A 631-nucleotide genomic window follows, 5' to 3' on the forward strand; every position below is an offset into this window, starting at 1 on the left:
TCGGCACGATTTCAGTGCGAACACAGAAGCGATCGGCGTATTCCTTTAGGTAGTTATTTCCACAGACGCAGAGCGAAGCTGCTCGCATCAGAGGCTGCAATTTGCGGCCGAGAAAGCTACGAAAGAGAAGATTCGCGTGTTGGTCATATTGATGAAAGATCGCGTCGTCGAAATCATACACAATAGGCTTGCCGCTAATTAAGGCGAGACGCTCAGCCAGACCCGGCGTGTAGGGGAAAATTTCATATTGGACCCATATTAGGTCGAAAGATTTGCAATCAATGAGCAGCTTCACTCTCGAAAGATAAGACTTCAAGACCGACAAGACAGGAGCGCCCTTCCCACGGAAGGTTTGTTCAATATAATTGTTGGTCAAAAGAGGGCAGAATATGATTTCAATGCCTTCACGAGAAAAATGCTCCCGATACTGAAGCAAGCGTTGGCGTGAGCTGGCCGCTTTATCACCGTATTTCATCAAGGCTAACAGTTTGATCAAGAGAGAGCCCCCTTTCAAAATACAAAAATGCAGCGCTTCTTCTACCAGATTGATTAAACGGTATAAGTCGGATGACAAAATAGGTCTTTGCGCCGAAAGCACCATAGACCTAAAGTGCACGCCACTTCACTACGG

1 pseudogene is annotated in these 631 nt (G+C 46.6%); it reads right to left on the reverse strand.

What is annotated here, in order from left to right:
• Positions 1-601, reverse strand: a pseudogene (locus tag NEI07_RS16545) (hypothetical protein); the annotation flags it as partial.
• Between the last annotated feature and the right edge of the window lie 30 nt (positions 602-631).

This window comes from Methylocystis suflitae (assembly GCF_024448135.1).
Classification (GTDB): domain Bacteria; phylum Pseudomonadota; class Alphaproteobacteria; order Rhizobiales; family Beijerinckiaceae; genus Methylocystis; species Methylocystis suflitae.